The 24,039-nt window shown below is 69.2% G+C and carries 24 protein-coding genes; 17 read left to right on the top strand and 7 right to left on the bottom strand.

Annotated elements, in window-relative coordinates; genetic code table 11:
- Positions 1-131: 131 nt before the first annotated feature.
- Both pepN and IEZ19_RS21910 read right to left on the bottom strand, forming a co-directional pair.
- The gene (pepN, locus tag IEZ19_RS21915; RefSeq protein WP_189312927.1) at positions 132-2,567 is read right to left on the bottom strand and encodes an aminopeptidase N; all 2,436 of its coding nucleotides are present in this window, start codon (positions 2,565-2,567) and stop codon (positions 132-134) included.
- Positions 2,568-2,716: 149 nt separating this feature from the next.
- Positions 2,717-3,400 (bottom strand): class I SAM-dependent methyltransferase, encoded by a 684-nt coding sequence (locus tag IEZ19_RS21910; protein WP_189312926.1) that lies wholly within the window; start codon positions 3,398-3,400, stop codon positions 2,717-2,719.
- 91 nt (positions 3,401-3,491) lie between these two features.
- Between IEZ19_RS21910 and IEZ19_RS21905 the strand changes: the two genes are divergently transcribed.
- The 12 genes from IEZ19_RS21905 to IEZ19_RS50815 all read left to right on the top strand — a co-directional run bounded on the left by IEZ19_RS21905 (position 3,492) and on the right by IEZ19_RS50815 (position 11,122).
- The gene (locus tag IEZ19_RS21905) at positions 3,492-4,160 is read left to right on the top strand and encodes a TetR/AcrR family transcriptional regulator (protein ID WP_189312925.1); all 669 of its coding nucleotides are present in this window, start codon (positions 3,492-3,494) and stop codon (positions 4,158-4,160) included.
- A gap of 199 nt (positions 4,161-4,359) precedes the next feature.
- Positions 4,360-5,028 carry a response regulator gene (locus IEZ19_RS21900; RefSeq protein WP_189312924.1) on the top strand — a complete coding sequence of 223 codons (669 nt, stop codon included), beginning with the start codon at positions 4,360-4,362 and terminating at the stop codon, positions 5,026-5,028.
- The gene (locus IEZ19_RS21895) at positions 5,025-6,134 is read left to right on the top strand and encodes a sensor histidine kinase (protein ID WP_189312923.1); all 1,110 of its coding nucleotides are present in this window, start codon (positions 5,025-5,027) and stop codon (positions 6,132-6,134) included. Before IEZ19_RS21900 ends, IEZ19_RS21895 begins: the two co-directional genes overlap by 4 nt.
- A 341-nt stretch (positions 6,135-6,475) precedes the next feature.
- Entirely contained in the window at positions 6,476-7,060 is a 585-nt protein-coding gene (locus tag IEZ19_RS21890; protein ID WP_189312922.1) for a TerD family protein, read from the top strand.
- A 64-nt stretch (positions 7,061-7,124) separates the two neighbouring features.
- Positions 7,125-8,177, top strand: a complete 1,053-nt coding sequence (locus tag IEZ19_RS21885) for a hypothetical protein (protein ID WP_229840557.1) — start codon at positions 7,125-7,127, stop codon at positions 8,175-8,177.
- 14 nt (positions 8,178-8,191) lie between these two features.
- Complete coding sequence (locus tag IEZ19_RS21880; RefSeq protein WP_189312921.1) at positions 8,192-8,488, top strand: hypothetical protein; 297 nt, start codon at positions 8,192-8,194, stop codon at positions 8,486-8,488.
- A 53-nt stretch (positions 8,489-8,541) separates the two neighbouring features.
- Positions 8,542-8,856 carry a DUF6400 family protein gene (locus IEZ19_RS21875; RefSeq protein ID WP_189312920.1) on the top strand — a complete coding sequence of 105 codons (315 nt, stop codon included), beginning with the start codon at positions 8,542-8,544 and terminating at the stop codon, positions 8,854-8,856.
- Positions 8,843-9,100, top strand: a complete 258-nt coding sequence (locus tag IEZ19_RS21870) for a hypothetical protein (RefSeq protein ID WP_189312919.1) — start codon at positions 8,843-8,845, stop codon at positions 9,098-9,100. The genes IEZ19_RS21875 and IEZ19_RS21870 overlap by 14 nt, the downstream gene beginning before the upstream one ends.
- A 109-nt stretch (positions 9,101-9,209) precedes the next feature.
- Positions 9,210-9,662 (top strand): ester cyclase, encoded by a 453-nt coding sequence (locus IEZ19_RS21865; RefSeq protein ID WP_229840555.1) that lies wholly within the window; start codon positions 9,210-9,212, stop codon positions 9,660-9,662.
- Between the two features lie 42 nt (positions 9,663-9,704).
- Positions 9,705-10,004 (top strand): PAS domain-containing protein, encoded by a 300-nt coding sequence (locus IEZ19_RS21860; RefSeq protein ID WP_229840553.1) that lies wholly within the window; start codon positions 9,705-9,707, stop codon positions 10,002-10,004.
- Between the two features lie 33 nt (positions 10,005-10,037).
- A complete protein-coding gene (locus IEZ19_RS50820) occupies positions 10,038-10,400 on the top strand; it encodes an NUDIX domain-containing protein (protein ID WP_229840551.1) in 363 nt (120 codons plus the stop codon).
- A gap of 188 nt (positions 10,401-10,588) precedes the next feature.
- Entirely contained in the window at positions 10,589-11,122 is a 534-nt protein-coding gene (locus IEZ19_RS50815) for a phosphotransferase (protein ID WP_229840549.1), read from the top strand.
- A 158-nt stretch (positions 11,123-11,280) separates the two neighbouring features.
- On the opposite strand, the gene IEZ19_RS21850 is transcribed toward IEZ19_RS50815, so the two are convergent.
- Entirely contained in the window at positions 11,281-16,233 is a 4,953-nt protein-coding gene (locus tag IEZ19_RS21850; protein ID WP_189312918.1) for a CHAT domain-containing protein, read from the bottom strand.
- 154 nt (positions 16,234-16,387) lie between these two features.
- On the opposite strand from IEZ19_RS21850, the gene IEZ19_RS21845 reads away from it, so the two are divergent.
- The 5 genes from IEZ19_RS21845 (at position 16,388) to IEZ19_RS21825 (ending at position 20,032) form a co-directional block, all read left to right on the top strand.
- The gene (locus IEZ19_RS21845; protein ID WP_189312917.1) at positions 16,388-16,789 is read left to right on the top strand and encodes a hypothetical protein; all 402 of its coding nucleotides are present in this window, start codon (positions 16,388-16,390) and stop codon (positions 16,787-16,789) included.
- 2 nt (positions 16,790-16,791) lie between these two features.
- Positions 16,792-17,751, top strand: coding sequence for a hypothetical protein (locus IEZ19_RS21840; protein ID WP_189312916.1), 960 nt, complete (start codon positions 16,792-16,794; stop codon positions 17,749-17,751).
- A gap of 130 nt (positions 17,752-17,881) precedes the next feature.
- On the top strand, positions 17,882-18,994 hold the full coding sequence (locus IEZ19_RS21835; RefSeq protein WP_189312915.1) for an RICIN domain-containing protein: 1,113 nt from the start codon (positions 17,882-17,884) through the stop codon (positions 18,992-18,994).
- Positions 18,995-19,018: 24 nt separating this feature from the next.
- Positions 19,019-19,567 (top strand): NUDIX hydrolase, encoded by a 549-nt coding sequence (locus IEZ19_RS21830; protein WP_189312914.1) that lies wholly within the window; start codon positions 19,019-19,021, stop codon positions 19,565-19,567.
- Positions 19,568-19,624: 57 nt separating this feature from the next.
- Positions 19,625-20,032: a YunG family protein gene (locus IEZ19_RS21825; protein ID WP_189312913.1), complete on the top strand. Its 408-nt coding sequence runs from the start codon at positions 19,625-19,627 to the stop codon at positions 20,030-20,032.
- A 17-nt stretch (positions 20,033-20,049) separates the two neighbouring features.
- Here IEZ19_RS21825 and IEZ19_RS21820 read toward each other — a convergent pair whose 3' ends face one another.
- The 4 genes from IEZ19_RS21820 to IEZ19_RS21805 all read right to left on the bottom strand — a co-directional run bounded on the left by IEZ19_RS21820 (position 20,050) and on the right by IEZ19_RS21805 (position 23,911).
- Entirely contained in the window at positions 20,050-20,511 is a 462-nt protein-coding gene (locus tag IEZ19_RS21820) for a hypothetical protein (protein WP_189312912.1), read from the bottom strand.
- A complete protein-coding gene (locus IEZ19_RS21815; RefSeq protein WP_189312911.1) occupies positions 20,508-20,858 on the bottom strand; it encodes a hypothetical protein in 351 nt (116 codons plus the stop codon). The genes IEZ19_RS21820 and IEZ19_RS21815 overlap by 4 nt, the downstream gene beginning before the upstream one ends.
- A complete protein-coding gene (locus IEZ19_RS21810) occupies positions 20,843-21,517 on the bottom strand; it encodes a glycosyltransferase family protein (RefSeq protein WP_189312910.1) in 675 nt (224 codons plus the stop codon). The genes IEZ19_RS21815 and IEZ19_RS21810 overlap by 16 nt, the downstream gene beginning before the upstream one ends.
- Before the next feature lie 207 nt (positions 21,518-21,724).
- Positions 21,725-23,911 carry an MMPL family transporter gene (locus IEZ19_RS21805; RefSeq protein ID WP_189312909.1) on the bottom strand — a complete coding sequence of 729 codons (2,187 nt, stop codon included), beginning with the start codon at positions 23,909-23,911 and terminating at the stop codon, positions 21,725-21,727.
- Positions 23,912-24,039: the final 128 nt, after the last annotated feature.

The following is a 24,039-nucleotide window of genomic DNA, read 5'->3' as shown; positions in this document are numbered from 1 at the left end:
ATGCGGCCAACCCGCCCCCACACCCGAACCCCACCACAGAACCTAACAAAGCCCTACTAGTGCTGTGGCCGAGCACGGAATCAGCTCGACCGGACGGCTCCTGGTGCGGCCCGGGGCGTGCCTGCCTCGGGTCAGGTCGTCGGGGTTCGGGAGTGGAGCATTCGGCTCACCTCGTCCGAGCGTTCCAGGAGGGTGTTGCGGACCACCGGGGCCGCCTCGCGGGACGCCAGTCGGGCCTGTTCGATGTACGAGGGGCCGATGGCGCGCGGTGGGAAGAGCTGGCGCGCGAAGACCATCGCCGGGATCATTCCGCCTTGGTGCAGGTGCGGGATCGCGTCCAAGTAGCGCTGGGTATAGGGGGTCAGCAAGGCGTCCTGGTCGGTTCGCCAGAACACCGTCGCCACCTGGGCGACCGAGTTGACGGGGACGGCGCGGTCCACCGCCAGTTTCTGCCAGACCTCCGCCTTCGCGGCGGGGTCGGGCAGGGCGGCCCGTACGGTGAGGGCGCGGACCCACGCGTCGGGGTCCGGGTCGCGTTCCAGGAGGCGAGCGGTCTCGGAGGAGACATCGCCTCCCCGTTCCGCCTCACGGACCAGCGCACGCCAGTGCAGGTCCACGTCGTCGCCGGCCTGTTCGCGGAGCCAGGCCAGGTCGTCCGGGTCCGTCGCGGTGCGGGCCAGGCCGCGCAGGGCGATCCGACGGCGGCCGGGGTCCGCGGCGAGGCGTCGGCAGGCCGCGGCCACCTCCGCCGTCAGTCCGGCACGTTCGCCTGGCGGCGCCCACAGTTCGGCGATGTCCGCCGCGAGCGTCAGATACGGCTCGATCACCGCGTCGGACGTTTCGGCGGCGAGGACCGCGGTGATGCATCGGCCCGCCTCCGCTGCCGTGGCCTCGCCGGTGGTCAGCATGTCCCAGACCGTCGCCGTGGCCACACCCCGGGAGATGGCCGTGGGCAGGGACGCCGCCGCACGGAAGAAGGCGTCCCGGGTCGTGGGGTCGGGGCGGGTCGTGGCGAAGGTCAGGTCGTCGTCGTTGATCAGCAGAACGTCCGCTTCGGGCGGGAGGCCGGTGACCGGGGTACGGGTCCGCGTCACCCCGACGCGTACCAGCGCCGTGCGTTCCAGGGTCTCGCCGTTCCTGCCGTACGCCCCGACCGCCAGCACCTGGGGGCGTGGGGTGCCGGCGGCGACCAGCGTGACCGTGTCGCCATCGCGTTCCAGTGAGAAGCGGTCGGTACCGGCCGTCTCCAGCCAGGTCGTACGCCAGGTGTCCAGGTCGCGTCCGCCGGCCTCGGAGAGAGCGTCGACCAGATCCTGGAGCGTGGCGCTCCCCCACGCGTGGCGGGCGAAGTAGGCGGTCATGCCGGCCCGGAAGCGCTCTTCGCCGACGTACGTCATCAGCTGCTGGAGGACCGAGGCGCCCTTGGGGTAGGTGATGTTGTCGAAGATCGACGCGGCCTGGGCGACGTCGTGGATGGGCTGGTGGATCGGGTGCGAGACGGGGCCCTGGTCGGAGAGGTACGCCCTGAGCTTGTCGCCCGCCAGATGGCCCGCCCACGCGTCGGTGAACCGGGTGGCGCGCTCGGCCGCCCAGTGGCAGGCGAACTCCGCGAACGCCTCGTTGAGCCAGAGGTCGTCCCACCAGCGCATGGTGACGATGTTGCCGAACCACATGTGCGCCATCTCGTGCAGCAGCACCTTCGCGAGCAGCTCGCTCTCGGCGGGCGTCGGCGTCGCTCGCCGCAGGAACACGTCCGACCAGGTCACGCAGCCGTAGTTCTCCATCGCCCCGCCGAACTCGGGCACGAACACCTGGTCGTACTTGCGTTGCGGGAACGGCATCGCGAAGGCCTCGGCGAAGAAGGCGAGTCCCTGGCCGGTGAGCGTGAAGATCTCGTCGGCGTCGCGGTCGAGGATCGCGGCGAGGGAACGGCGCGTGAGGAGGCCGAGGTCGTGGCCGTCGACCTCGCGGCGGATCTCGTGGAAGGGGCCCGCGTTGATGACGGTGTTGTACACGGACAGGGGCGGGGTGTCGGGGAAGGTCCAGCGCCGTGCCCCCTCCACCTCCTCGACGCGCGGGTCACCGGAGTTGCTGGTGACGGTCCACGCGGGCGGGGCGGTGACGGTGAAGGCGTGCGGGGCCTTGAGGTCGGGCTGGTCGAAGCACGCCCAGACGAACCGGGCCTCGTCGGGTTCGAAGCTCATCCACACGTAGACCTCGCCGTCCGCGGGGTCGGTCGCCTTGTGCACGCCCTGGCCCGTGGTCGTGTCGGCCTGAACGCTCTCCACGCGCAGCACGTTGCGCTCGGTGAGGTCGGGCAGCGGTATCCGGCCGTCGCCGGTGGGGGTGAGGGGCTTGCCGTTCAGAGTGGCGCTCCGCACCTGTGCCGCGCAGTCCACGAAGGTCTCGGCGCCCGGTTCGTGGCAGTCGAAGGTCACGGTGGAGACGCACCGGACCTCCGGCCCCTCGGGCAGGTCGGTGAGGTCGACGTCCACGTCGTACCGCTCGACCGTCACCAGCGCGGCCCGGCGCTCGGCTTCGGTACGGGTCAGGCTCCGGATCTCCATGCGTTCTCCCTCGGCAGACGGCGGGCGTCAGCGTACGACGGAGAACGGAGTTGGGCGCAGGGGTTTTCGGTGTGTCGGGCGCGCCGCGGGTGTCTGGCAAGGCAGGTGAGCCACGGGTCCCTGGGGGGCCGGGGGTGGTCCCGTTACCGTCACGGCTTCTCCCCCCGGCCGGCATCCGGCCCGACCGCTTGTACGTACGTCAGCCAGGGCCGTACGTCGCCTTCACCGCGCACCTCGAAGCCGGCGTCCCGGATGAAGTCGCCCAGCAGGTCGACGCGGTGGTGCGCCATGGCGTGGGCGCTGCCCAGATGCACCAGGTGGCGGCCGAGGCGGTTCGTCGGCGGCCTGAACTCGACGACCAGAAGGCGTCCGCCCGGCTTCAGCACACGGCACATCTCCCGCAGGGCGGCCGGCCGCAGCTCCTCCGGCAGGTGATGCAGCATCAGACTGGTGACGACCGTGTCGAACGATGCGTCGGGGAACCCGAGGGCCTCGGCGATCCCCTCCTGATACGAACACGGCGCGCCCAGCACGCCGGCGCTCCTGCGGCGGGCGTAGTCGAGCATGGGCGGCGACGCGTCGACGCCGGTCACCGCGCCCTTCGGCCCCACCCGAGCCGCCATGCACCGCGTCAGATATCCGGTGCCGCACCCGACGTCCAGGACGCGGTCGCCGGTTTCCGCCCCGCTGAGCGCGGCGAGTCGGGCGAAGACCCGGGGCCGTCGGCCCGCGAAACAGACCGCGCCGAAGAGCTCGTACGCGCGCGGCGTCGCGATGGTGATGCCGGGGGTGTCGGCGCGGGCTTTGCCCTGCATGAGCTGTCCGAGGTTCACGACCCCACTCTCCTTAACTTAGTCACGACTAAGCACATGTCCAACTTAGTCGCGACTAAGGAAAGGGGCAAGGGGGCATACGATGGCATCCGTGACCGAGTCCGATGTGCCCCCACCGGCCGCCGCCAGGGCCTCCGCCCGCCAGGACGGTGGCCGCACGCGTACCCGTATGCGCGCGGCGGAGCGCCGTGCCTCGATCCTGGCCGCGGCCACCGAGGTGTTCGCGGAGACCGGCTACCAGCGTGGCAAGGTGTCCGACATCGCCAAACGGGTCGGCGTCACCGAGCCAGTGGTGTTCCAGAACTTCGGTTCCAAGTCGGCGCTCTACGAGGCGGTTCTCGATCATGCCGCGACCGCGGTGATCACGCTCCTGGCGGCCGCCGCGGATGCCGGACGCCCGATCCTCGAGGTACTGACCGCCTTCCTCGACCCGGCTCACATGGACCGCTTCCACCAGCGCGGCGCCCACGGCTTCCTCTTCGCCGACGCGGCGTCCCTCGCCCACGACCCGAACCTCGGCCCGGTCGCCCGCCACGTCCACCAGCACTTCGCGGGGGCCCTGGCGGACCTCGTCCGCCAGGGCCAGAGCGCCGGCGACATCCGCCGCGACATCAGTCCGGACACCGCCGCCTGGTGGCTCGTCTCGCTGCTGGCAGGACGCGGTTTCCGCGCGGCCGTCGTCCCTGACCACGGCGTGGTGGAAGCCCGGTTGACGCAGATGGCGCTCCGATCCCTCGCACCCGAAGCGGACGGCGCCTGACGCGGGACGGCATCCGGGTGAGAACCGGACACTCACCGGGGACAGCAGCTCCACGATGCCGTCCGTTCCGTTGATCCTGGCCGACGGGTCGTGAGCGGTGACGGTGTCCGCCAACTGGCGGGAAGCACCGGAGGCCGGCAGGCGGGCCACGCTCTGCGTGGTAGGCATCCCGTGGTGGCATGCGAGGAGCGGAGCGCAGGTGATCCGGGTACTGGTGGTCGACGACGAGGCCCTGGTCCGTACGGGCTTCACACACATTCTCAACGCGGCGGGCGACATCGAGGTCGTCGCGGCGGTCCCGGGCGGCGAGGCCGTACGGACGGTTCGGGAGCTGCGGCCTGACATCGTCCTGCTGGACATCCGGATGCCGGACGTCGACGGGCTCACCGTCCTGGCGTGCCTCCGCCGCCTGCCCGACCCTCCGGTGGTGGCCATGCTCACCACGTTCGACACCGACGAATACGTGGCGACCGCCCTGCGCTCGGGCGCTGCCGGGTTCCTGCTCAAGGACACGGACCCCGACCAGCTCCCCCACCTCGTACGAACCCTCGCCGAGGGCGGCCCCGCGCTGTCGTCCAAGGTCGCCCGCACGGTGGTGGACGGTTACCTCGACCACGGCATGCGCGACCCGGCCGCCGTCCGCCTCGCCGCACGGCTGACGGAGCGCGAGCGGGACGTCCTCGTGTTCATGGCCGAGGGACTCGCCAACACCGACATCGGCGGACGGATGCATCTGAGCACCGGCACGGTCAAAGGCCATGTCAGCTCCGTCTTCGAGAAGTTGCAGGTGACCAGCCGTGTCCAGGCGGCCGTGATCGCCGAGCGCGCGGGCCTGCTGGCACCGCCCGAGGCCGGGGACGCCCGGTGAGTCCCCGGAGACCGCCGGCTTTCCTGCTGGACGCCGCGCTCGTCCTGGCCTCGCTGGGGGACGTATGGGTCCACGTCGATGTCAATGTGCGGGCGGCCATGGCCTTCGCACTGCTCGGCACCTTCTCCCTCACACTGCGCCGGCGCCTGCCGCTGACAACCTTCCTGCTGACGCTCCCAAGCGCCATGGTCACCGACGCGGCGATCGCCCCCATGGTCGCCTTGTACACGCTCTCCTCGCTCAGCCGCCACCGCCTGCTGCTGGCCGGGTGCGCCCTCACCTTCGCCACCATCGACTTCATGCCCTGGCCGTGGTCCTCGCTGAAAGCCACCCAACTCACACAGGCCGACGTCCTGTTCCACCTCAGCTACACACTGGCCACCGCGACCGCCCCCGTCTTCCTCGGTCAGCTCGTCCAGGCCCGACGCGAGCTGTCCCTGCGGATCGCCGAGATCTCCGAGGCCCGTGAGCAGGAACGGCTCCTGACCGCCCAGAGCGTCCTGGCCAAGGAACGGGCGCAGCTCGCCCGGGAGATGCACGACGTGGTCTCCCACCAGGTCAGCCTGATCGCGGTGCAGGCCGGAGCGCTCCAGGTCGGCAGCCGGGACACCGAGACCAGACAGGCCGCGGCCACGATCCGCCGGCTCAGTGTGCAGACGCTGGACGAACTCCGGCACATGGTCAGCGTCTTGCGGGCTTCGGGCAGCCGTCCCACGGAACTGACCCCGCAGCCGTCCCTCGACGAATTGCAGCGCCTGGTGCACCTCAGCGGCATCGAGGCGAAGCTCGAGACGCACCTGCCCGACGACCTTCCGCCCGCCGTGCAGCGAGCGGTCTACCGCACCGTCCAGGAAGCCCTGACCAACGTCCGCAAGCACGCCCCCGGCGCCGCGGCCACGGTCCGCATCCACCACACGGACGGCACAGTGCACACCACCGTCACGAACACGGCGCCGACCCGCCTCGCACTCGCCCTCCCCAGCGCCCACCACGGCCTTGCCGGCCTGCGCCAACGCGCCGAACTCCTCGGCGGCACGGTCGCCTCCGGCCACACGGCCGACGGCGGCTACGAACTCCGCCTGGAACTGCCGGTGGAGCCGAACTGACCCGCTTCTCCCCCGAGCACCGCACCCTCTGAAAGGCTGCGCGGCATGGGCGGCATGGGCGGACCAACCGGGTCTGTGCGGGTGCACCTGCAAGAGCTCGGGCGGACGCCGGCCGGCGCTCCGCCGGATGTCGGTCCAGGTGGGCGACGAGGTCACGGTCACCGTCAGCGGGGTCGACCGCGAACGGCCCAGGTCGTGCCTCTCCGGACGACAGGCCTCACCCGCATGGTCCGAGCCCTGGGCAAGACCCGCACGAAGTCGGACCCTGGTCGCATGGAACCGCCGAGGCGCCAGGCAGACTCTGCGTGTTGTAGACCCGTTGGCAGAAGGATGACTCAGACATGATCACGCTCACGAAGGAAGACGGCCCGGCAGATCTGGACGGAGTGACCCATCTGTCCATCGGTGTGTCCTGGGACCCCACGGCCGGCACCAGCGGCGGCGTCATCGGCAAGCTCCGCCGCAAGGCCGGCACGGACCTCGATCTCATCGCCATCGCCATGCAGGGCGGGGACCCGGTCCGCCTGGCCGGCCTCGACTCGCTCGACCCCATGGGCAACGGCTCTCTGGTGCACAGCGGCGACAATCAGACGGGGCGCGGGGACGGCGACGACGAGACCGTCACGGTCGAGTTCGCGCGCATCCCGGCCAACATCACGTCGATCGTGTTCATAGCTGCCGCCTTCAAGAAGGGCAGCTCTTTCCAGAAGGCGCGCAACATCAGCTTCAAGGTCTACGACGCGACCGGGGGGAGCTCCCAGCAGGTCGCCGACATCTGGCCCAGCCTGCTCACCCAGGACAACGGCTGCGCGGTGGCCAAGGCCATGCGGGTCGGTCACACATGGAAACTCGAAGTCATCAATGTGACGGGGAAGATCAAGCAGGGTGACGAGCACGCCCTGATGCGCTTCGCGGTCAGCAAGTAGTCCGTCCGTCTCTTGGGCCGGGCGTCCGAACCGGCGCCCGGCCCAAGGAGTCGTGCACTTACACATGGGGGAATCGGTGAGCCAGGCGCTCTATTCCGAGCGGTCGTGGAATCCACTGGCGCGGACCGTGGAGCTGACCGGGGACCGGCTGCAACGGGGCGGCAGGACCACGCCGTTGACCGAGCTGAACCTCGGCGCCATGGCCGAGGCGTATCTGCGCGGGAGCTGGCTGGGGGGCGGCGGGGCGGAGCGGCCTCTGGAACGGCTGCCGCAGGGGGCCGAGATCGTCCCGGTGACCCGGGTGACCGGGACCGCCACGCCGGTGAGGGTGCGGCAGGCCGCCGAATTCGCCCGCGTCTTGGGCGAGTTGGCTGTACGGCACTGTGGTGGGCCCGATCAGGTGGTGGCCCTGGCGGCCCGAGCCCGGGCCGAGGGCGTACCGCTGTGGATCGCCCGGCGGTTCGCGCCGGGGCCCGCCGGGCCGGTAGCCGTCGCCGTCGACCGGCGTCTGGTGCGCGTGGACGTCTGGGGACCACATGCTCCTGTCGTACGGATCCGGGCACCACACGGCTTCCACCGCGACGCCCCCGGGCCGGCCAGGGGCCTGCATCTGACGGTCGGGGACATCACGGCGGAGTTGACACTGAAGCAGAAGCTACGCAAGTCCAAGAGCTCCGCGGAGGTGCGGCTGCCCGGGCAGCGCTGGGTGCTGCGGCGGGAGAACTCGGTGAGTTCGTGGCTCCTGCGCGACGAACGCCGCGTCGCCCTGCTGACGCGTCCCCCGCGCCGACCGGCGGTCGAGCCAGGGACCGTACTCCTGCCGCTCGCGGCGGTCCGGCACGAGAGCCTGGATCCGCTGGACGCCGTCATGGCGCATGCCTTCGCCGTCGCGTTCGGGCTGGGCGACACGACAGGCTCGGCCCGGTTCCGGCCGGAGCGGCGCCCGTCGAACGGAGCCGAGCCGATCGCCGCCGACGACGACTGGGACCGCCACTGGTTCAGCAACCTCGGCGAGGGCAGCGACGACAACGAGCCGGGCGGCGGCGACGGCTGGGGCTCGGACAGCGGCGACGGCGGTGGCGGCGACGACGGGGGTGACGGTGGGGGTGGCAACTAGGCCCGCTATGGCCAGTGGGAAGGCAGGACACCGGCCGGACCGCCACCCCGCGGAACCGTCGCCGCTCCACCCGTGCGGACGCCGCCACCCACTTCCGTGAACTCGCCGAGCACCGCGTGCCCGGGCACGCGGCGACCGGCATCGAGCGCGTACTCATCGACAGCGACGGCGCCGTCGTGCTCGGCGAGTTCGGTCAGACCGTCACCACCCGCCGTGCTGGTCGCGCCGGGTTCACTCTGGCACGCGGTCGTGTCGATGCGGCCCGACCCAGGGTCCGACCCGGCCCCGTTGCAATCGCGCATGTGCTGTGACTTCCCCCACCTGCTCTTGCCTCGGCCGGATAGGGTTACCTAAGTTCGGTCGTATGTCCTCCCATGGCCCCACCCAACCCGCCGATCCGGACGAACCCGACTCGGCGCGTCGGCGCGCGGCCGGGCGACCGGACGCTTCCGCGCCGCTCGACTTCGCCGTCGACCTGACCTCGCACGAGATGCTCCGCCGGGCCCACGTTCTGGACGCCCTCGGCCCCGACTGGGATCCGGTCGCGGTGCTGCGCGACGAAGAGGCGGCGTACGACCTGCTGTACTCCGGGCTCGGCGCCGAGCAGCAGAAGGTGTACGACGAGTTGGTCGCGGCCGGTGTGCTGCCGCGGAGAGGGAGCGGTCATGCTCCCGCTTGACCCGCAGGCCGACATCGGACGCCGGGCCTGGGTGGCGTGCCCGAAATGCGACGACGGGCAGGGCTGCGACACGTGCGAGCAGCGTCGTACATGTTCGGATCACTGGCGCTATCTGCTCTCCAACAACGGCAGCCTGCTGCACCTGCAGTGCCCCTCCTGCACCCACATCTGGGCCCATGAGACCGGGTTCGGCGCCACCCGATCCGGCTGGAAGCGCATCGTCGGCGGCCTGGGAGCGCACTGATCGGCGCGTGATCCTTTTCGCGCGGGCCAAGAGCCTCGAAACCTCCGCCGGCAGGCCACCTCGAGCCGCCAGACCTACCGTGGATGGTAGACAAGGGGCGGTTCGTATCGTGAGTGCGCGCGCCCGGAACAGCGACGTCAAGGACCACGTCATGTCGCGCAACACCAACTTCGCCGTCCTGGAGGGCTTCGGGTCGGCTGTGAACAGCGACCGGCTCGGTGAGCTCGACAGCTATGTCGCACCCGACTCGGTGGACCACGACCCGGCCCCGGGACAGGTCCCCGGCCCAGAGGGTTATGAGGAGATGTTCGCCTCGATGAGACGCGCCTTTCCGGATCTGCACGTGGACATCGAGCACATCATGGCGACCGACGACGAGATCGCGTTCGCGTACACCATCACGGGTACGCATCTCGGCGAACTGATGGGACACGGTCCCACAGGCAGGACGGTGCGGTACCGGGGTATACAGATCAGCCGGTTCGCGGACGGGAAGATGGTCGAGCGCTGGGGCAGCAGCGATGAGCTCGGCATGCTGCGTCAGCTCGGCTTCGCACCGTGATCACCGCGCGCCGTCCGTAGCCGAGCTCATTCGGAGACGGCTTTGAGCATCCCTGAAGGAGGCGGCCCGGCCGACGGACCGCACGGCACAGCCACGGAGGACAAGGGCGCGGCAGCGGCAGTGATCGACGAGGACGGTACCGTCGTCGGCTGGACGCACGACGCCCACCGGCTGCTGGGTTACGCCGCCGAGGAGGTACTGGGGCAGCCCTTCCCCGGTCTGCGGGAGCCCACCGACGCGGCGGGATGGTCCGGTACGGCACGGCTGCGTCACCGCCGCGGCCCCACCGAGCAGGAGGCGGTGGAACTCATCAACGCCCGTTTCCCGGCGTCCCCGTACTGACCGCAGAACACCGCCCTAGCCACCTTGGGTCCGGTGAACCCGAGCAGGTGGTCATCGCAGTACCGCACATACCGTAACCGCCTCGCACGGCGCGACGGCCCGGCGGGGCCCGAGGTCCTGATCTCCCGGCGGGCCGGCGACGTGTATGTGGCGGGCTGCTGGCACCTCCCGTCCGGACATCTGGATGGCCCATGGGAGGACATGGTCACGTCGCTGGTGCGCGAGACCAGGGAGGAGACCGGCGTCGTGGTCGATCCGGCCGATGTCCGCGCAGCCGTCACCGTGCACCACCGCTCCCCCGCCGGCCACGCGCGGGTCGGCGTCTTCTTCGAGGTCCGGCGCTGGCGCGGCACCCCGCAGGTCATGGAACCCCAGGTCTGCGATGCCATGGGCTAGTTCGGGCTCGACGAACTGCCGACGCCGATGGTCGCGTACTGCCGGGCCGGGCTGGACGCCTAGCGGGCCGCCGCGCGGATGGCCGCCATTTCCAGGAGCCCGGCGACCCGATCGCCTACGACCCAGCTGTTGACCGGCTGGTCCTGGTCCCCGACCACGGCAGCTGCGGCGTCGAACCGGAAGGCGCGATGCGCGCCTTCGCCGAGCGGGCGGTGGGCCGGATCACCGGCTGGACGGACGTCTCCTGGGCACGAGAGGAAAGCCGCATCTGGCGGGCGCACGGCGCCGAGGGCGGAACCGGGTACGTCAAGATCCACCAGAACGACCGCTTCCACCAGCGTGAAGTGACGGCGCTCCGTGGATGGGTCCCCGCTCTGGGCGCAGCCGCGCCTCGCCTGGTGGCTGCCGATGCGGGGCTGCGGGCCGTGGTGCTCACCGAAGTGGGAGGCCAGTCCCTGCATGGCGCGGTTCACCCGCCAAAGCAGCAGCGTCGCGTCTTCTACCGCATCGGGCAGCTCGCGGCGGCCTTCCACGGCAGTGCCCCGCCCCGGCAGGCCAGCGGCACACTGCCTCTGGGGAAGCTGGATCGGCACCCGGACGGTGCCCGCGCCCATCTCGCCTCCGGGGACGAGGAGTTCATCCGCGCAGCAGCCGAGGAGGCGGCCGCCCTGCCCGCCCTGGATGCAGTTTCCACGCACGGCGACTTCCAGCGGCTTCACTAGGCAAGTGGGATGTCGGAACTCAGGCTGTCGGGATCGGCGGGGCCCTGCAGCCGTGCTCGGGGCCCCTGGCCGCTCAAGCTGAGCGAGCGGTATACGGTCCGCGCCCCGGCGGAAGCCCACACGTGGTATGGGGATTGCGTAGGCGTCGATTGGTTCGTCTATGCGCCGGCGTGGAGGTAGCCCGCCCACAGGGAGGGGGTGGCCGGGTAGCGGTCACGTACCGCCCGGATGGTGTGGTGCAGTGCGGCAGCGGCCTGATCAGGATCGAGCATTCCGTGCGGGCCGGTGCTCAGGCGGGCGTAGAAGGACTCGGCGATCTCGACAGCCAGGTAGTCGTCGATGGGCCACTGCGTCCCGATCACGTGGCGGAATCCTGCGAGTTGGAAGGCGCTGGTGAGGTGGATGGCCTCGTCCAGCAGGGTGGAGCTTCCGGGGATCGCGGTGCTGCAGGCGGAGAGGTAGGCCAACTGCGCCTGTTCGAGGTTGATCTGGGCCAGTGCGGAGACGGTCAATGGCGTAGCGGCGTGGTCGTGCAGGAGCAGTCGGCTTCGCGAAGGGTCGATGGGGTCGGTGGCCCCGTGACAGGCGAAGTGGGCGATGGCGCACTGCGGGAGGCGAGCGAGGACTGCGGCCGTCGTCGGCATGTCGGGACTTCGGCAGGTCGGGGTGCCGTCAGAGCTCGGGGTGGATCCGGTGAGCTGGACCGGGCGATGCAGGAGGGCCCGGACCCGGCGGGTCTCCTCGGGTACGTTCCGTAGGTTGCTGTGACCGGGAGTAGTGGGCATAGCGACGATCAGGGACTGGGAGTGGCCGACGGCTCGACTGTGGCGCCTGCGAGCGTGCCGTAGGGCACGGATCGTCGGGGTGTAGGACGAGATGACCCGGTCCATGACCGTCCTGCGGAGTGGGCCGGACGCGGGATCGGTGTGAAAGCCCGCGGCGTGCAGGGGGAGCAGGCCGAGGGCCCCGCCGGGTATCCACCACACCCGGGACAGCGGCTGACCGTCCTGCTCCGGAGGGATGGCTTCGCCCTGCGCTGCCAAGGCGGACAGGACCGGTTCGGTGGCGGTTTCCCAGAGCCACTCCAGGATCCGACGGACTGTCTGCTGGGCGGCGATGCGATCACCGTCGGGCGCTGTCGTTTCGGCCAGGGCCCGGTAGAAGGTGGTGACCTGCTCGTTCACAGTGTCGTGGGTGAGTCTGGGCAGCGGGCAGGAGCTGATGCCGTTGCGGGTGAGCAGGATGGCATCGCTGCGGTAGAGGCTGACGTTCAACAGCACGACGGGTCCGTGTGCGGCCTCCGCCATCAGCTCCTCGGAGCTTGGCGGCAGGCCAAAGTGGGTGAACCCCTCGCAGGCCCGGATGCTCCGCAGCAGCTGCCCCAGCTCTGCCGCCAGTTGGTGGCGCACACGGCCGCCCGTCGGCTGTGCTGGGTGGCCGTCGGTCGTGGTGGCCGTGCTTCCCGGGTCCTCGTCAAGAAGCTCACGGAGTTCGGTGAAACGCTTGGCCTGTTCGGGATGTTGGGCGCGCAGGTCGGTAAGGTCGCTTCGGGTGTCCAACGCTTGGGACAGGAGTACGGCCCGCCCGGCCTCGGCCAGCCTGAGCGCTCGGACGGCTCGTTGCCGTTCGCTGCCTCTGGTGTCGGCCAGAGCCAGGGCGGTTGCGTTGGCGGCGAGACCGGAGGCGTAGCTGTCGAGGGCATGCTGCTGGTCACCGCGGCGCAATCGGCGCGGAACCATCTCCGGCAGTATCAGTACCGCCTGTTCCAGGAAGTCGGCTGCCTGGCCCGGATCCGAGGACCTGGCCAAGGCCGCTGCCCGACGTGCCGCAATGATCCGATGCCCCGGCGGACCCGCCTCCTTGGTGACGGCCTCCCCCAGTACGGACAGTGCCTCGTCCCGGAAGGCCGACTCCCCCGTGCCGTCGTACCGCGTCATCAGAATCACGCCGAGGTCGACTAGTCGTCCGACGCGGGCGGGGACGTCGTGCGGGGTGGCTTCGACGGCGTCGCGCGTCACCTCGATCGCCTCTTCCAGATCGTCTGGATTCCCCGTATGCCCGAACTGCAGCTCCAGGGCCCGGCCCAGCGTGCACTGGAGGGAGGCGCGGCTCACCGCGCCGTGAGGGATGGCCTGGACGGCGGCACGCCCCGCCGCCACTGCCTCATCGAGATCGCTCGACTGCCTGGTGTGCCAGAACCGCGTCTGCAGAGCGACGCTGAGACAGTTCATGTTCAGGGCCTGGAAGGGGTGGTCGTCGGGTGTGGCTGCGATGGCGGCGCGCATCGTCGCCACCGCCTCGTCCGCATCCCTCGGCTCGCCGGTGCGCTTGAAGCGTCGCGAGATGGCCACGCCGAGATTGACCAGGCGGAAGGTGTGCTCGGGGTTGTCGGAGGGTGTGGCTTCGACGCCGGCGCGGATCGTGGCCACCGCCTCATCCAGATCCCCCAGGTCCCCAGTGCGTGCGAAGCGGTTGTCCAGAGCCGAGCCGAGCGCCACCAGTTGCTTGCCGCGATCGGCGTGATCGTCAGGGATGGACTGGACACCGGTGCGGATCGTGGCCACCGCCTCGTCCAGATCTTTCAGCTCCCCGCTCCACTTGAACCGGCTCTCCAGGGCACGGCCGAGGCCGACGAGGAAGGCGGCGTGCTCGGGGTTGTCGGAGGGTGTGGCTTCGACACTGGCGCGGATCGTGGCCACCGCCTCATCCAGATCCCCTCGGTCCCCAGTGTGATGGAAGCGTTGAAGCAGAATGCCGCCGAGACAGTTCGCATACCTGGCATGGAAAGAGTCGTGAGGGGGCGTGGCTTCGAAACCGGCGCGACTCGCCTGCACAGCCTCATCAAGGTCCCCCAACTCACCAGTACGTACGAAGCCCTTCCCTAGGACAGCGCCGAGGTTGACCAGGTAAGGACCGCGCTTGGGCTGGTCGGGGGGTGTGGTTTCGACACCGGAGCGGAGTGTTGCCACTGCCTCATCCAGATCCCCCAACTCACCGGTGCGCTCAAAGCGCTTTCCCAGCGCGATGCCGAGGTCGACCAGGAAGCGAGCGTATTTAGGGTGGTCATGAGGGGTGATCTCTACAGCGGAGCGGGTCGCCGCCACCGCCTCATCCAGGTCCGCCAGTGTCCCGAACCGCTCGAACCGCAACCGCAGGACGTGGCCAAGAGCGTTGAGGCGCACAGCGCGGTCGGGGTGTTCGTTGGGGGTGGCGTCCGAGGCGGCGCGGCCCACGTGTACCGCCTCGTCCAAGTCCTCCACCGACCCGAACCGCTCGAAGCGGTCCTTCAGTCCGTAGCTGAGTCTGCCGAGGCGGGCGGCGCGATCAGGAACATTGTGGGGGGTGGAATCGAGTGCACCTCGATACGCCTGTACGGCCCCGTCCGCATCCGCCGCATCCCCCGTACGACCGAACCGCAACGTCAAGGAGTGCCCAAGATGGTCCAGAACGCGGGCATGGTGAGGGTGGTTATACGGGGCCACCGCGGCGGCGCGACTGGCCTCCACGGCCTCATCGAGATCGCCCAACTGCCCCGTACATGCGAACCGCGCCATCAAAGCCTCGTTGAGATTGGCTTGGAGGGCGGCGTAGTCTGGGGCGTCTCGGGACGTGGCCCTGACAGCGGCACGACCCGCTTCCACCGCCTCATTCGCATCCCCTGGCTCCGCAGTGCGCCGGAACCGCGCCACCAAGGCATTCCCAAGATTGGAAAACGCGGCGGCGTGGTGAGGGTGGCCGTGTGAGGTGGCCCTGACGGCGGCACGACCGGCTTCCACCGCCTCGTCTATGTCCCCCAACTCATGGGTGCGCTTGAAGCGTAGAAGCAGGGCGATGCTGAGATGGACAAGATTGGTGGCATGGTGGAAGTGGTCGTGGGCGGTGACTTCACCAATGGTGCGGAGTATGTCCACTGCCTCGGCCGAATCCCCCAACTGCCCAGTGCGCTCGAACTGCGCGACCAGAGTGCGGCCAAGGGTGGACAGGATCCTAAGGTGTTCAGGATGGCCGTGGGCGGCGGTGCTGAGGACTTTCACCGCCTCGTCCGCATCCCCCCAATGCTTGCTGTGTTCGAAGCGCCTCACCAGAGAGCGCCCGAGATTGGACGTCAAGGGGACATGGTCGGGGTGATCGAGCGGAGTAGCCTGGAGGGCGGCCCGACTGGCCTCTACCACCTCATCGAGATCATCCAACCGCCCGGTGCGCTCGAACCGCGCCTCCAGTGCGCCGGCGCGAATGGTCAGAATGACGGCGCGCTCGGGGTGATCGTGGGACATGGCCTCAACGGCGGCACGACTCGCCTCCACCGCCTCATCCAGATCCTCTGACTGGCCGCAGAGCCTGAACCGTACCTCCGATACAAAGCCGAGCATGCTCAGGCGCACGCCGCGTTCGGGGTGGTCGTCGGGGGTGGCTTCGACGGCGGCGCGGCTCGCCTCGACGGCCTCATTCATGTCTCCGGAGTTTCCAAACCGCGTGAACCGTTCCTGCCAGACGTGCCCGAGTGCGTACAGGCGATCTGCCTGGGCGGGGTGGTCGTCGGGGGTGGCTTCGACGGCGGCACGACTCACCTCCAGCGCCTCGTCCAAGTCCTCCGCGTCCCCCGTCCGCCGGAATCGCGTTTGCAGGACATAGCGGAGGCTGCTCAGGCAGTCGGCACGATCAGGGTGATCGTCAGGGATGTTGTTCGTGATGCGTCGCCACAGCTCCACGGCCGATGTCAGGCTCGGAGGGTCAGGGTTCGTGCATATCTCCTCCTTCAGATCCCGCGCGGCAGGGAGTGCCGTTCCGGCAAGAGTGGCGAGAAGAGACGGCGGTAGGCCCCCTACTCCCGCAACGAAGCACTCCGTGAAGAAGCGGATCGCGATCGCCCAGTCCTGCCCGGCTGCCGTCTGTGGGAGGGCATACGCGCGACGGTAGTGCAGCCACCCTAGGACAAATGCAGCCTCCAGATCCGGGGGATCGGCTTCGGCGTACGGCGCCAGCCGGTGTGCCTCCGCGTGGGCGGCCGTGGAGAGGACCGCGGATGTGTCGCCTGCGACGTTTTCCCGCTGCACGCGGTCCCAGACCGCCGTCACCAGCTCATCACGGCCTTCCACGAGCTCACCTCCCATCTGTCGGACCGTCAATTATGGAAAGAATGATGCCCGTTGCCTAACCAGGGCCGATTCGGACAGCATGAGCACTTCGACTACGGATCGGTGTCGTGATCTGCGCCACGAGACCACATGAACCGCTGTGAGGTACCGCAGAGATCGGGGGACGGTAGTGTCCGACCAAGCCAACCACTACGACGGCGGAACGGCACCGGACCTGCGCGAGGACATCGGCTACGTGTGCGACCAGTTGGACCGTATCCGCGCGGCTCTGGCGGCGTACGGCCTTGACGGCGCAGCTCCGCTGGATCGCCTGCTGGCAGCGTTGCGCGACGGGGAGGGGCTCGCCGCACCGTTGAGCGCGCTCCACGAGGCCCTGCTGGCCGCGGGCGACGCCGCGGGCGTCCGCGGCACCGCCCGCGGCCTGAACCCCATCGGCGTCGGCCCCGCCACGCCCGACGAATGGGTCCTGCTGTGCCCGACCCGTCAGTGCTCGCGTCACGCCTGGCCCGACAGCTCCGGCGCGACCCCATGCCGGATCAGCGGCCAACCCCTGCGCAAGGAGCGGTTGTAGTGGTGAACGGGTTCTTGAGCACCCTCGGGCAGAAGCTCGCCGAGCGCTGGCTGTCCCTGCTGGTGCTACCCGGGGTTCTCTTCCTCGCCACTGCCACCAGCGCCCGGATCCTCGGTCAGGCCCACGCCTTGGACTACGGCCGCCTCACCGATCGGATCACCCTCTGGGCCAAGAGTCCCGCTGCGACGACAGCCGGCGGCCAGGTGGTGCTGATCGGCGCGGTCCTCGCGGCCGCTGCCGCGGCCGGACTGGCTGCCCAGAGCCTGGGGACCCTGGTCCAGCGCACCGCACTGGCCGCCGACTGGCACACCTGGCCCCCTCCGCTGGATCGATGGGCCGGCGCCGTCGTTACACGCCGCCGCGCCCGCTGGACCGCCGCCGTACACCGCTACCGGCATCGACTCGACACAGACGCCCGATCCTTGGCCCGCACCGGGAGCCGACCCGATCCCGGACCACGCAGGGCTGCGCACGTCGCCATGCAGCGCATCGCCACCGAGGAACCAGACCGACCCACCTGGAGCGGTGACCGCATCCACGCAGCAGCCGTACGTCTGGAGCGGGACCATCACCTCGACGTGGCCGTGCTGTGGCCGTATCTGTGGCTGACTTTGCCCGAGATCCCCCGCGCCGAGATCACGGCGGCCGAGCAGGCCCTCACGCGTGCCGCCGCCCTCGGCGGCTGGGCCCTGCTCTACGCCCCGCTGACCGTCTGGTGGTGGCCCGCCGGCCCGCTCGCCGCCGCCCTTGCCCTGACCTCCAGGTACCGCTTCCGTAATACCGTCGACGCCTATGCCCAGCTCTTGGAAGCCGCCGTCCGCCTTCAGGCCACCGACCTGGCTGCCCAACTCGGCATGGACCACGGAGTTCCTCCCGACCCCGTCCTGGGCGACGCCCTCAGCCACTATCTCGGCCCCCGAGTCCCCACCCCACCCGCCTCCGGCGGAGCGTTGTCGGACTAACTTCAGAGTTTGGTCATGCCCGGCCGGAAGCCAGTGGTACGACGTATAACGACGATCTTGACTTGGGTGCCCGGGCGCGTGGCCTGGCCGGAACGGCGGCGCTCGGTGGTCGTAACGGGGAGGAGACGGAATGGCTGTCGAGGTGATCACGGACTGCGGCACGGCTGCGTGCCCGAGAGGCTCATGGGCGCTCTTCGGCAACCTGCACTTCAACACGGACGCCGGTGACAACGCCAACCGGGTCCTGATCAGTGACGAGAGCGTCGTCGACCTGTCCGCCTACGGCTTCCAGGGCAAGGGCATGTCGTTGGTGAACCGCACAGGGTATGACCTGACCTGCTACACCGGGCCCGCCTTCGTGTCCAACGAACTGGTGATTCCGAACGGGGGCGCTCGCCCGAACCTGCACGACACACGCGTGTCGAACACCAGTTGGGACTCCAGACGGTGGAGCATGAGTATCGACTCCGTGCGCATTGGCGTCCCCTCCGAGGGAGAGCTGCCCAAGAACCGTGTGTACCTGCTGGCTGAGCGGAAGTGGGGCTATCTCCTGGGCCTCGCCGACGAAAGCAAGGACAACGGTGCAGCTGCGCGGGCTACTCGAGGGAATGGCCAGGCCATTCACCAGTGGGAGCTGGCCCAGGTGGACGGCGCCCGCTTCACCCTGCGCAACGTCTTCAGCGGCAAGTGTCTGGACAACCCCGCGGGGAGTACTGAGGACGGTGCCAAACTCCATCAGTGGGAGGCCGACGGCAGCATCAACCAGCAGTGGCAGCTCACCCGGACTGCAGAAGATATCTACACCCTCACCAGCGCCGCCAGCGGCAAGCTCCTGGACGTCGTGTCCGCCGGCACCAAGAGTCATCACGTCGTGCAACATGAGGCAAGCGGCTCTGTAACGCAGCAGTGGCGCCTGATCCCGGTCGGAGAACCGCACGCCGTCATCGACCAGCAGATCAACGCCTTCTACGTGCGCGCCACGGCCGTGGTCAACGCAGACGGCACCCTGGTGCGTGCCAGGGGAGTCACCGGTGTCACCAAGCTCGGCACGGGCCGCTACGACGTCACACTGGAAGCGTCCGTGAGGCTGCGAGGAGCGGCCTACCAGGCAACACTCGACCAGAACGCAGCCCCGGGCAGCGAGGTCTACATCGGCGACTCCGACACCCCCAACAGCGTCCGCGTGATTACCGGCCGCAGCGGCAACGCCTCCGACCAGCCCTTTCACATCGCCGTCCTGTAACCCGGGGCCCAGACAGCCAGGCCCATGCTGAAGGCACCCGAATCGCTGGCGTGGCACCGGGCGGGCATCGGCCCAACGCCGCGAGGATTGCCGCCATCAAGAGAACATGACCACGTGTTGGGTATCGTCGAGCGAGACGAGGCGGTGCGTGAAGGCTGTCCGCATCGCATTGCAGCGACGATCTGCCGTGATCGGGCAGGGCGGATCTTGGCGCTGCGGCGGTCCGATACGCTGTCCCGTTTCCCGGGCTATTACGACGTGTTGGTCGGCGGTGCCGTGGACGTGGGCGAGTCGTATGAGGAAGCCGCGGCCCGGGAAGTGTCCGAAGAGCTGGGCGTTCGTGTGCCCGTGCGTTTCATGTTCAAGTTCCTTTGCCGGGAGGGGATCAGCCCCGTGTGGTTTGGGGTGCATGAGGCTGTCGTGACGGACCCTTTGGTCCCGGACCCGGATGAGATCGCCTGGCAGGACTGGTTGACACAAGCCGAATTGTGCGAGGTCGTCGATCAATGGATCTTCGTTCCGGGAGGGCGGGAAGCTCTGCGCCGATATCTGCAGTCCGGGTCCGGCAGCTGAAGAAGGAGTCTCCCCGGGCGATCTGCCGATGTCAGTGGCGGCTGCGATGCTGTCGGCATGATCCCTTGGAACCTGCTGGATATCGACAAAGCCCTGCACGCCAGTTGGGCCGCCGACACCTGTTCTCCGGACGACCTCGCTCGCTGCAGCTGGCAGCCCGGCAACCCGGCGTGGGGCCACTGTGACATCACGGCTCTGATCGTGAACGACATCTTCGGTGGCGGCCTCGTGGTCGGGGAGGTCCACTGCAGCGGGGAACAGCAAGGCTTTCACTGGTGGAATCGACTGCCCAGCGGTGTGGAGCTCGACCTGACGCGCGAGCAGTTCCAGGATGGCCAGGCTGTCACCGCAGCCCGTGACGTCAAACGCCCGCCGGGGCCTCTGCCTCGGCGCTGGGAGGAGTACCTCCTCCTGCGCGAGCGCGTCCTCAAACACCTCGGTCACCTCCCGGAATCGGCTGCCTGACCCGCGAAGATCGTGCTTCAACTGCACGTTCCGGTCACCGTGGTTCGTGGCGCGGGGGGTCGGCTGACGCGGCTTGTTCCGGCGACCGCTTCGCGGAGCCGGACGATCTCCTCGTGCTGAGCGGCGAGCCGGGCCAGGGCTTCGGTGCGGAAGTCCGTGAGACTGTCGATCGTCTGCTCCGACTGTGCCAGCCGCTCTCTGAGCTTGACGTTCTCCGTCTTGAGCCTGTTGATCTGGGCTTCGCGGGGGTCGGGGGTGTCTCCGGCCTGCTGGAGGGCCTGAAGGCGTCGCTCGAACTCGACGCGGAGGTGAGCGTAGGGGCGGGTGCCGTAGAAGGCGGTGCGGTCGACGCCCGCTTCGCGAGCGAGGGTCTTGATGTCGCACTTTCCGCTGGGCGGGATCTCGCCGCGCAGGAGGCGGTCCATGGCGGCGCGGATGCGGTTCTCGTTCTCGGTCCGCTGGGCTGCGGAGATTCTCATGCGGACTCCTCGGTCATGCTGGCGCTGGCGGCGTCGATCTCGGCGACGACGCGGCTGGCCCGGTCGAAGTCGGCCTGGAGCCGGGTGCGTTCGGTCTTGCGGGTGGTGCCGAGTTGGCCGATGAAGATCTTTGTCCTGTCGGCGTGCTCGGCCCAGACGGGCCGGTGGCAGGGGTGGTGGGTGGCCTGCGGGCAGCGGGCGGAGTCACACATCCCGATCAGCGGACGGTCTGCGGCGGGGGTGCCGGCGAGCCTGAGGCAGAGCGCCCGGGAGGGGGCGGTGAACCAGCAGTAGTTCGCCGGTCCGAGGTGGAGGACCTTGGCACGTTTGGTCAGCAGGTTGAGCACGTCGCGGTCACTGCGCTGGGCCTTCGGCGCCGGTGCGGCTGCCGGGGCGAGCTTTTCGTGGATGCTGGCGAAGAACTCGGTGAGGCTGCGGGCGCCGGGACCGGCTGACAGGATGCCCTGCTGGTAGTTGCGGAACTCGGCCAGAACCAGTTCGAGATTGCGTTGCCGTTCGTGGTCGTTGACCTCGGCCAGCAGTTCGGCTGGGGCCCGCCGGGGCGCGAAGCGCAGCCTTCCGTAGTCGCTGTACTCACGTGGTGCAGGTAAATCTTGGTCGCCGGCAGGCCGCCGGGGCGATAGGTGAGCTCGATCGCCAGCTTCCTTCGCAGCATCCTCAGCGTCAGGCGATCGCCGGGGATCGACGCGAGGCCGAGCCGCTGCCCGTCCGGTCCGTTCACCCAGTCGCGGAACCACTGGTAGCGGGATTTGAAGTGGAACCGGCCAAACAGCAGGTTGCCGTCCGCGGGGTCATCGTGGAGTTGTTCGGCGAGGCCGGCCGCCTCATAGATGTCCTGGATGACGACCCACTCGTCGAGGACGCCGCCGAGCGGCTGGCCTTTGACGAGTTTGCCGGCCAGTCCGTAGCGGACCAGTCCGGGGCCGCACTCCTCGGTGGGCTGACGGCAGCCGACCTGCAGTTCCATGAGTTCGCTCGCGCGCATGCCGGTGATCGACGCCAGTGTGAGGATCGCCGTGGTGCGGGCAACCTCCGAGCACCGCGACGCCAGCAGGGATCTCGGTCTTCACGTTGATGGCCATGGTCGCCGCATCCCCGGCTTGGTCTCCCCCCGGCACAGAGCCACGGAGGGCAAGCCGGTACGCGCAGACCCCGTAGCGCGCCCCGGCCGCCCTCCTGACGTGGCTAGTCCTTACCGGCCGCGCCCCGACGCATCGTGCGCGACCGTCTCCTGGCTCGCCCCGGAAACCGGCTCCGCGCTCAAAGCGCCCGTCGCGACTGCCGGTTCCGCCGCCCTGTCGCCGTGCCCCGGCCACCACGCCGCGTGGCCGATCAGTGCGGTGAGACTCGGCGTGAAGAACATCGCCATAACGAAGGCGGCGATCGCGATGCCGAAGGAGACCGCGAAACCCATCTCCGTGAGCAGCGAGTTGCCGGCCAGCATCATCGTGGCGAAGGTCGCCGCCAGGATGAAGCCCGCTGCGGCCACGGTCGGCCCGGCGTACCGCAGCGCCATGCCCGCCGCTTCGCGCGGGTCGCGGCCTTCGCGGGCCTCCTCTCGGAGCCGGGCGATCATCAGGATGTTGTAGTCGGTTCCGATGGCGACCACGAACAGATACATGATCACCGGGAGCATGAACATCAGGCCGGAGTGCCCCTGCCCCTCCTGGAAGATCCAGACGGTGGCACCGAGGGTGGCACCGAAGCCGAGGCCCACCGACGCGATCAGGTACCAGGGGGCGACCACGCTGCGCAGCAGCAGCCCCAGGATGACCATGATCAGGACGGCGGCCACGGGGAAGACCGTCCGGTAGTCGTGGTTGACCGCGGTGTCGATGTCCTTGTAGATCGAGGACATGCCGCCGACGAGGGCCTCGGTGCCGTCGGGCGCGTTGGAGTGCGCGACGTCTCGCACCTCGGCCACGGCGTCGATCGCCTTGTCCGTGGAGGCCTCGTACTTGAGCGTGACGGTGAAGTCGGCCGTGGTGCCGGCCTTGTTCAGCTGGGTCATCCGAGCGCTCGCGACCCCGTCCACGGCGCCGAGCTTCCTCGTATACGCGTCGAAGGCGGTCTTGTCCAGGGGCTTGCCGTCGGTGCTGGACAGATAGACATCGGTGGGCGCGGCGGCGCCGGCCGAGTACGCCTTCTGCATCTCATCCTGGACGACCATCGACTCCTTGGTCTTGGGCATGGAACCCGAGGCGAGGTCGAAGGTGGCGTTGTAGCCGAACGTGCCGAGCGACAGCGCGATCAGGACGAGGCCGGACGCCAGGGCGGTCAGCGCCGGACGACGTCGCACCCCGCGGCCGAGGGCGGCGAACCGGGCGTTCTCCGGCTCCCGCTGCCACGACTTGGAGGGCCAGAAGACCTTCGGCCCGATGAGCGAGACCACGGCCGGGATCAGGGTCAGACCCGCGACGAGGGTGGCGGCCACGGCGATGGCGAGCGCCGGACCCATCTGCTTGAGGAAACCGAGTGTGGACAGCACCAGCGCGAGGAAGGCGATGATGACCGCCCCGGCGGCCGAGGCGATGGCCTCGCCGACCCGGGCCACCGCGTTGACCATGGCCTGCTTCGGTTCGTCACCGGCCCGCAGGCGTTCGCGATACCGGAACATCAGGAAGAGGAAGTAGTCGGTACCCACGCCGAACAGGACGACGATCAGGATCGACGAGATCGAGCTGTTGGCCTGGAGGTCGAACAGCTTGGTGGCGTACGCGATCAGCCCGTTGGCGATGGCGGACACCAGGCCGATCAGGATCAGCGGCAGTACGGCCAGGATCGGGGCACGGAAGATGATCAGCAGGGTCACCAGGATGATCACGAAGGTGCCGATGCCGATCAACGCCTGGCCGCGCGTGGACGAGTCCTGCTGGTCGAGGGCCTGCGCGGCCGAACCGCCGAGCTTGACGTCGAGGTGCGTACCCTTGGCCAGTTCCTTGACGTCGTCGCGCAACACCTTGGCCGCGTCGGACTGTTTGGGCTGTCCGGCGTTCTTGCTGTCCATCTGCACCAGGATCAGGGCGTATCTGCCGTCCTTGGACGGCTGGCCGGGGACGACCTTCTGCACCTGGTCGATGTGCTTGGCACCCAGTTCGGAGGCGATCCGGGCGACGTCCTGCTGGTCCGACGCGGTCAGCTTGCCGCCGTCGGTGCGCTGGTAGAGCGCGATCGCGGACGGGGTGAAGGCGCTGGGGAACGCCTTCTCCTGGAGTTCGGCCGCTTTGATGGATTCGTAACTCTTGGGCAGGAAACTGCTCTCGTCGCTGTTCGACGGCAGGCTGGGGGCAGTGGCGACGATCGCCACTGCCGCGATCAGCCATGCCACGATCGTCCAGACGGGATGTCGGACGACAGCGTTCCCAATACTTCGGAACATGCGGAAGGTCCTCCTGGACAGGAAGATCACCGCAGCCCGGGGAGCGGACCCTGGCATCGGCGACCCCGACCGGTTCTCAACTGCGGACCGGTCGAACGGTTGTCTAGGGCTCCGATGGTAGTGAGGTC

The organism is Streptomyces brasiliensis, assembly GCF_014647875.1.
GTDB classification, from domain to species: Bacteria; Actinomycetota; Actinomycetes; order Streptomycetales; family Streptomycetaceae; genus Streptomyces; species Streptomyces brasiliensis.
Note: the sequence above shows the minus strand (reverse complement) of the source record. Positions and strands in the feature narration are given on the sequence as shown.

Bases quoted from the DNA above. Each gene is read 5' to 3' on its own strand.
- IEZ19_RS21825 (WP_189312913.1), top strand. From the start codon at position 19,625: ATGATCCCTTGGAACCTGCTGGATATCGACAAAGCCCTGCACGCCAGT.
- IEZ19_RS21830 (WP_189312914.1), top strand. From the start codon at position 19,019: ATGCTGAAGGCACCCGAATCGCTGGCGTGGCACCGGGCGGGCATCGGC.
- IEZ19_RS21885 (WP_229840557.1), top strand. From the start codon at position 7,125: ATGGGGGAATCGGTGAGCCAGGCGCTCTATTCCGAGCGGTCGTGGAAT.
- IEZ19_RS21820 (WP_189312912.1), bottom strand. From the start codon at position 20,511: ATGAGAATCTCCGCAGCCCAGCGGACCGAGAACGAGAACCGCATCCGC.
- IEZ19_RS21810 (WP_189312910.1), bottom strand. From the start codon at position 21,517: ATGCGCGCGAGCGAACTCATGGAACTGCAGGTCGGCTGCCGTCAGCCC.
- IEZ19_RS21805 (WP_189312909.1), bottom strand. From the start codon at position 23,911: ATGTTCCGAAGTATTGGGAACGCTGTCGTCCGACATCCCGTCTGGACG.
- IEZ19_RS21890 (WP_189312922.1), top strand. From the start codon at position 6,476: ATGATCACGCTCACGAAGGAAGACGGCCCGGCAGATCTGGACGGAGTG.
- IEZ19_RS50815 (WP_229840549.1), top strand. From the start codon at position 10,589: ATGCGCGCCTTCGCCGAGCGGGCGGTGGGCCGGATCACCGGCTGGACG.
- IEZ19_RS21870 (WP_189312919.1), top strand. From the start codon at position 8,843: ATGCTCCCGCTTGACCCGCAGGCCGACATCGGACGCCGGGCCTGGGTG.
- IEZ19_RS21850 (WP_189312918.1), bottom strand. From the start codon at position 16,233: ATGGGAGGTGAGCTCGTGGAAGGCCGTGATGAGCTGGTGACGGCGGTC.
- pepN (WP_189312927.1), bottom strand. From the start codon at position 2,567: ATGGAGATCCGGAGCCTGACCCGTACCGAAGCCGAGCGCCGGGCCGCG.
- IEZ19_RS21875 (WP_189312920.1), top strand. From the start codon at position 8,542: ATGTCCTCCCATGGCCCCACCCAACCCGCCGATCCGGACGAACCCGAC.
- IEZ19_RS21835 (WP_189312915.1), top strand. From the start codon at position 17,882: ATGGCTGTCGAGGTGATCACGGACTGCGGCACGGCTGCGTGCCCGAGA.